General features: G+C 42.3%; 6 protein-coding genes and 3 tRNA genes. 5 read left to right on the top strand and 4 right to left on the bottom strand.

Annotation, left to right across the window (positions count from 1 at the left end; genetic code table 11):
• Positions 1-377 (bottom strand): imidazoleglycerol-phosphate dehydratase (locus J502_RS02165; RefSeq protein WP_034682949.1); only part of this gene is annotated, 377 nt, incomplete at its 3' end.
• Between the two features lie 104 nt (positions 378-481).
• Between J502_RS02165 and J502_RS02160 the strand changes: the two genes are divergently transcribed.
• The 5 genes from J502_RS02160 to J502_RS02140 all read left to right on the top strand — a co-directional run bounded on the left by J502_RS02160 (position 482) and on the right by J502_RS02140 (position 2,211).
• Positions 482-859 carry an acetyl-CoA sensor PanZ family protein gene (locus J502_RS02160; RefSeq protein WP_005024167.1) on the top strand — a complete coding sequence of 126 codons (378 nt, stop codon included), beginning with the start codon at positions 482-484 and terminating at the stop codon, positions 857-859.
• 166 nt (positions 860-1,025) lie between these two features.
• Positions 1,026-1,101, top strand: a tRNA-Phe gene (locus tag J502_RS02155).
• A gap of 123 nt (positions 1,102-1,224) precedes the next feature.
• Positions 1,225-1,300, top strand: a tRNA-Phe gene (locus J502_RS02150).
• Positions 1,301-1,423: 123 nt separating this feature from the next.
• Positions 1,424-1,499 (top strand) — tRNA-Phe (locus tag J502_RS02145).
• A gap of 205 nt (positions 1,500-1,704) precedes the next feature.
• Positions 1,705-2,211 (top strand): hypothetical protein, encoded by a 507-nt coding sequence (locus tag J502_RS02140; RefSeq protein WP_005024169.1) that lies wholly within the window; start codon positions 1,705-1,707, stop codon positions 2,209-2,211.
• A gap of 71 nt (positions 2,212-2,282) precedes the next feature.
• Here the strand turns inward: J502_RS02140 and scpC are convergent, their stop codons facing one another.
• The 3 genes from scpC to ompR form a co-directional block, all read right to left on the bottom strand.
• Entirely contained in the window at positions 2,283-3,797 is a 1,515-nt protein-coding gene (gene scpC / locus J502_RS02135; protein WP_005017988.1) for a succinyl-CoA:acetate CoA-transferase ScpC, read from the bottom strand.
• A gap of 202 nt (positions 3,798-3,999) precedes the next feature.
• Positions 4,000-5,457, bottom strand: a complete 1,458-nt coding sequence (locus tag J502_RS02130; protein WP_026443907.1) for an ATP-binding protein — start codon at positions 5,455-5,457, stop codon at positions 4,000-4,002.
• A 210-nt stretch (positions 5,458-5,667) separates the two neighbouring features.
• Positions 5,668-6,432: an osmolarity response regulator transcription factor OmpR gene (gene ompR, locus J502_RS02125; RefSeq protein ID WP_034671905.1), complete on the bottom strand. Its 765-nt coding sequence runs from the start codon at positions 6,430-6,432 to the stop codon at positions 5,668-5,670.
• Positions 6,433-6,677 lie beyond the last annotated feature (245 nt).

Here is a 6,677-nt window from a genome sequence, read left to right as displayed (position 1 = left end):
GCACGGGTAAATGGAATATCCATAAACAGACCCGGACGGCCAGAGAGATCGACTACAACACGTGACAGTGATTCATCCAGTGGCGCATAAAAGTGTCCATAGCGGCGCAATCCCTTTTTATCACCCAGTGCCTGGGCAAAAGCCTGACCTAACGTAATACCACAATCTTCTACTGTATGGTGGTCATCAATTTCCAGATCACCATCACAATGAATATCAATATCAAAAAGACCATGACGCTTGATTTGATCAATCATATGATCTAAAAAGGGAATGCCAGTATTTAAGGTGCCCTGACCCGTACCATCAAGGTTGAGACGAACTCGAATCTTGGTTTCGTTAGTATTTCTTACCACTTCACTGATACGTTGCGTCATGGACACATTCCTCAAAAACGTCAAAAATGTTTGATGTGAAAACTTGCGCTGTGTTGATCAAGGTCAAAGCCACAGCATATTAGATTGCTCAGGAGGGTTAATCAATGCCTATTACCGTACATGCTCATACTTCTCTAGAAAATGCAGAAGTCCGCAGTCAGCTTGAGCGATTGTATGACACCAGTCCCGAATTCGGAGACGGGCAGGATGCGGTCGAGCAACTTGAACAGCATCTGGCCCAGTATACAACGTTGTATACAGCAGAGTTTAATACCAAAATTATAGGTGCAATCTGGTGTACGGGACAAGGGGAGAGTAAGACTCTGGAATATATCGTAGTACATCCGGCAAATCGCGGTCGTGGAGTTGCTGAACGTCTGGTCAGTGAAGTCTGCCGCTATGAAGAGGCAAAAGAAGTCAAAAGGTTTGACCCAGGCTGTGGGGCTATCCATCGTTGCTTGGCACATCTAGGTAAACTGTAAAGATATAACTAGGCAAATATAGCTTAAGAGGATGTTAAGTTTATTAGTCTCGCTATTACTGCTTGTTCAATCTTTTTGATTTTGCATGAAAAATAATCTTTTAAATATTTTTATAAAGGAAAGACTTGACGATCAGTTAATTAGATTGTTTAATACGCCCCACATCGGCGCGATAGCTCAGTCGGTAGAGCAACGGATTGAAAATCCGTGTGTCGGCAGTTCGATCCTGCCTCACGCCACCATATTTGTGTTTTCAGTCCCTGATCCCATCAGGGATTTTTTTTGCTTAAAATATATGCATTTAAACTAAAAAAAACTGATTTTTGTTGACTCTTGCCAGCAGATACGGCTTAATACACCTCATCGGCGCGATAGCTCAGTCGGTAGAGCAACGGATTGAAAATCCGTGTGTCGGCAGTTCGATCCTGCCTCACGCCACCATATTTGTGTTTTCAGTCCCTGATCCCATCAGGGATTTTTTTTGCTTAAAATATATGCATTTAAACTAAAAAAAACTGATTTTTGTTGACTCTTGCCAGCAGATACGGCTTAATACACCTCATCGGCGCGATAGCTCAGTCGGTAGAGCAACGGATTGAAAATCCGTGTGTCGGCAGTTCGATCCTGCCTCACGCCACCATATTTGAAAAGCCCCATATACTGTATGGGGCTTTTTTTATGCTGATTAAAAATGATGAATATAGCTAAAGGGCAAAATCAGCGGTCTTTATTAATATTCAGATACTGATTTAACTGAGCGTAACAGAATTGATGGTTAATTCTTATACAAAATGAAAAAAATGAATCATATATTGAACTGATACCAGCTCTGGAGTGACATAGTTATGCACTTCTTTAAATACATTGTTCTGATGGTTTTTAGCATAAATGCTTCGACAGCAGTTTTTGCACAAAGTGTCGAACTGCCAGTATTAAAAGTCATGGCTGAGCCTGAGATGCGCCAGGAAACTGGGTTTATTCCCTATCAGGAGAGGAAAAGCGAGCAGCGTGCTTTACAGCATCGGATGATGCAGATTGAGGATGACTTGCAGAATATCACTGTTAATGCCCATCCGGTGCGGAATATTGAAGCGAGTGAGGGCAGGCCAGAGGTTAATATGGATCATCTGCCCTTAGCCTTACAACAGCATTTACTGGCGATAGCAGCAGGTTTACAGTCAGATAACCCGATGCGTGGGCTGGAGATCATGTTACAGCCATTTCGTAATGAATCAGGACAGATTCAGTGGGATTTGGGTAAGGTTTCGCTAGGTACACTAGAGACTCAGGCCCTTAGAGAGATAGACTTTAGTCAGCCAGTTACCACTACACCCCGCCTTCGCATAAATTAATCCAGTTCTTGCTATTGCAATAATTCAGACAAGAAAAAACGCCCAGATGGGCGTTTTTTAACTGAATGCTATTAAGCAGTTTTTACTGCAGGCTCAACAGCCAGCATATGTCCATTTTCTTCAAAGTTAATATGCCATTGCAGCGCTTCACGAAGCAGATGTGGTGTATGGCCACCTTTAGCAGTTGAACGGTCAAAATAGTCGTTCAAGGCATCTTTATAAAGTGGGTGTACACAGTTCTCGATAATTACACGAGCACGCTCACGTGGAGCCAGTCCACGAAGGTCAGCTAGACCCTGTTCTGTAACCAGAATATCAACATCGTGTTCGGTATGGTCAACATGAGATACCATTGGAACGATTGAAGAAATATCGCCCCCTTTTGCAATCGATTTGGTTACAAAAATTGCCAAGTGTGCATTACGGGCAAAGTCACCTGAACCACCAATACCATTCATCATCTTGGTGCCACAAACATGGGTAGAATTCACATTACCGTAAATATCAAACTCAAGCGCAGTGTTAATACCAATAATACCTAAACGGCGTACCAGTTCAGGGTGGTTTGAAATTTCTTGTGGACGTAATACAAACTTGTCTTTATATGCTTCCAGGTTGCCGAAAACACGCTCACCACACTGGGTAGACAATGTCATTGAACAGCCAGAAGCAAATTTCATTTTACCGGCATCGATCAGCTCAAAAGTACAGTCTTGTAATACTTCTGAATACATCACCAGATCTTCAAAGTTTGAATCTTTAAAGCCGGTCAGTACAGCATTGGCAATTGAGCCGATACCTGCTTGCAAAGGGCCCAAATTTTTCGGTAAACGGCCATCAGCAACTTCTTTTTCAAAGAAATTAATCAAATGATTGGCAATTGCCTGAGTTTCCACATCTGGTGGTGTTACTGTAGATGGAGAATCTGGTGTTTCATTAAATACAATACCAACGATTTTTGCAGGATCAATTGGAATCGCAGTTGAACCGATACGGTCATCTACCTGAGTTAAAGGTACTGGTGTACGGGTTGGGCGGTAAGTCGGAATATAGATGTCATGCAGACCTTCAAATTCTTCACTTACTGAAGTGTTAATTTCAATAATGACTTTTTCTGCAAAAATAGCAAAGCTTGCAGAGTTACCTACAGAAGTTGTTGGCACAATATGGCCATCTTCAGTAATTGCAACTGCTTCAATAACTGCAATATCCGGGCGTTTAAGCTGCAGGTTACGCATCTGTTCTACAGTTTCAGACAAATGCTGGTCAATAAACATTACTTCGCCATTGTTGATCGCACGGCGCAGTGTGTTATCTACCTGAAATGGCATGCGACGAGCCAGTACACCAGCTTCAGTCATCTGTTTGTCCAGATCGTTACCCAAGCTTGCACCGGTAATTAGGGAGATTTTTAAAGGATGCTGTTTGGCACGTTTTACCAGTGCCTGAGGAATTGCTTTGGCTTCACCTGCACGAGTAAAGCCACTCATACCGATAGTCATGCCATCTTGGATGAACTCGGCAGCTTGATCTGCACTGATTACTTTGTCATGAAGGGAGGCTAATCGAATACGATCTAAAGACATGGTTTACTCTCAATATGCTCGAAACTAGACGGATTGTACCGCCCAAAAAACAAATTGTGCATGCCTGTTAGGCTAAGGTCTAATTTTTTCAGGAAATGAAGGTATAAATATTTTTGATGCTTTTTAAACTACTATTTTTTAAATAAATATTTTTAAAGGCTAAGATAATTGTAAAATTCAAATGTCTAAAATTTAATCATGATTAAAAACGGTCACTTAGACTTTGCTTGATCTTTTCTAGCGGATTATGACTATTGTTTTCTTCAGTTTTCTCTTTAGGTATCAGCAGTGAGATAATAGCTTCTAATCCGCCTTCAGGACGATTATGGATTTTAAGCTCACCTTGATGGATATCAACAATACGTTTGACAATTGCTAAGCCCAAACCACTACCTTGTACGGTACGGGCGGAGTCTCCACGCACAAAAGGTTGCATCAGATCCTGAATCTGGTCTTCTGGAATCCCTTCGCCATGATCTGCTACCTTGATGATAATCCGGTCATTTTCTGTATAGGCAGAGAGTTCGATTGGTTCAGCACCATAACGCTTGGCATTATTGATCAGGTTGCCAATCAGGCGTTTCAATGACAGGCTACGTGCTGGAATGATAGGAACATCCTGTGCTTCAAAACGAATATCTAGCGGTTTGAACTGTACAATCAATTCCTGTAGCAAGATGTTGATATTGGTGTCTTTTAATTCTTCGTCAGAGCCATCACGCATATAGGAGATAAACTGATTCAAAATTGCATCCATATCGTCAACGTCATAAATCAGCCCTTCACGCAGGAATTCATCCGGTAACATTTCAGCAGTCAGACGAATTCGGGTCAACGGTGTACGTAAATCATGTGAAATACCTGCTAGCATGATCATCCGCTCGCGCTCTGTCTGCTCTAGCGTATAAACCATATGATTAAAGGCCTGATTTACCTGACGGATTTCTAGTGGACCATGATTGGTTTCCAGATAAGGTGCCTTCCCGGTTTTGCTGTACTGGTTTGCCGCATTTTGCAGCCGACGTAAGGGGCGATTTAACTGCCGAACCAATGTCAAAATAATAATAGATGCAATAATCGGAACACCGAGCAGCCAACCAAAAATCAGTTCAGGGCTATAGTTGGCATAAGTTTTTAATGGTTCACGGACCCAGTTTCCGTGCATTTCGGGGGTCTGTATCCAGATTCTTGGGCTTGGCTTAAACTGGAAATACACCGTAACATTATCGACTTTTAACTCTCTAGCCAGCTTTTCTTCAATATGGTTAGTAAAGAATTCGGCGATCACCTTTTCCCGAACATTGGGATACTCTTTAGGGTCAGTGACATATTCAATTCCGACCCGATTTTTGAGCCAGGTATCTATATCCATTTCAACATTGTCATGGAAGATACGCAGTTTGGGGTTGTTAATAATTTCAAGCTCAACAGCCAGATAACGGGCATGTTGCTGAATTTCAGGTAAATATAAAGTACGCCAGAAAAACCAGAGTGACATGACCAGACTGAACAGCACCACAAAACCGACCAGAACTGTAGTACGCATTGCTGCGGAGCGTGGCTTGATCTTGTCCAGGAAACGTTCCCCACGGGTGCGTTTTTTCTCTGAATAAGCTACATAGTCAGTAAATTCTTGTGGATCAATAGGGTCGAGTTTCACTCCGGATTCCTATAAGTGTATTTTATACTCAGACTGTAATTTTATGACAGAATTTTAGCGGCTTTTCTTGGCTCAAAGGCCATAGACAATACGATTTTTTAAGCATTCTTATACGAACTAGCCATTCACTTTATTGGCAGATATAAAACCTCCCAGTAGTGAATGGCCTGTACAAATCATCAGGATAATTCCGGTCATAAAATAAACGGGTTATTCAGCGCCATCTGGCACAAAGACGTAACCTACGCCCCAGACTGTCTGAATATAACGTGCACGTGCCGGATTTTCTTCAATCAGACGACGCAGGCGAGACACCTGAACATCAATTGAACGTTCCATGGCACCCCATTCACGACCGCGCGCCAGATTCATCAGTTTGTCACGTGTTAGTGGCTCACGTGGATGCTGAACCAATGCCTTGAGTACGGCAAACTCACCAGTGGTTAAAGTGACCACCTGACCTTCACGTGTCAGCGTACGGGTCGATAAATCTAGAGACCATGGTCCGAAACTTACGACCTCTACCTGCTGACTAGGAGCACCAGGTACTTCACGGACTTGGCGACGCAGAACTGCCCGGATACGGGCAAGAAGTTCGTTTGGATTAAATGGTTTAGGCAGATAATCATCTGCACCTGCTTCAAGACCGGCAATGCGGTCAGAATCACTGCCACGTGCGGTCAGCATAATAATAGGAATATCAATATTGGACTGTCGTAAACGACGGCAAATACTCAAGCCATCTTCAACCGGCAACATAAAGTCGAGTACAATCAGTGAAAACAGTTCACGTTGTAGCAGACGATCCATCTGGGTAGCATCATGTGCAGTTTTAACGACAAAGCCTTTATCTTCCAAAAAACGTTGTAACAGAGTACGCAAACGCACATCATCATCGACCACGAGGATACGTTCAACGCGATCTGTATCGGCTTTTACAGCATCTGTATGTTCAGCAGGTACAACTAGACTCATGATGTGCTCCTTTATTGTTTATTGTCATCGTGATCAGACCCATATACAGTATTGAGTATACGATGCTTACAATGAGTTTTACTATGCTCTAAAGCACCAAATATTGCAGTAAAAATCAAGACATAGATACCAAATATATACAGGTAAAAAATAAACAGGAACGGCCAGATCTTGGTAATTTACGGGAATTTTGTCGTAAAATTGCATAAAAACCATGGAACTTCACTAAATTAGCATTATTGCTG

Source organism: Acinetobacter sp. 1294596 (genome assembly GCF_000582925.1).
Taxonomy (GTDB): domain Bacteria; phylum Pseudomonadota; class Gammaproteobacteria; order Pseudomonadales; family Moraxellaceae; genus Acinetobacter; species Acinetobacter radioresistens.
Note: the sequence above shows the minus strand (reverse complement) of the source record. Positions and strands in the feature narration are given on the sequence as shown.

Coding starts and splice junctions, on each gene's coding strand:
- J502_RS02160 (WP_005024167.1), top strand. CDS start 482: ATGCCTATTACCGTACATGCTCATACTTCTCTAGAAAATGCAGAAGTC.
- J502_RS02140 (WP_005024169.1), top strand. CDS start 1,705: ATGCACTTCTTTAAATACATTGTTCTGATGGTTTTTAGCATAAATGCT.
- scpC (WP_005017988.1), bottom strand. CDS start 3,797: ATGTCTTTAGATCGTATTCGATTAGCCTCCCTTCATGACAAAGTAATC.
- ompR (WP_034671905.1), bottom strand. CDS start 6,432: ATGAGTCTAGTTGTACCTGCTGAACATACAGATGCTGTAAAAGCCGAT.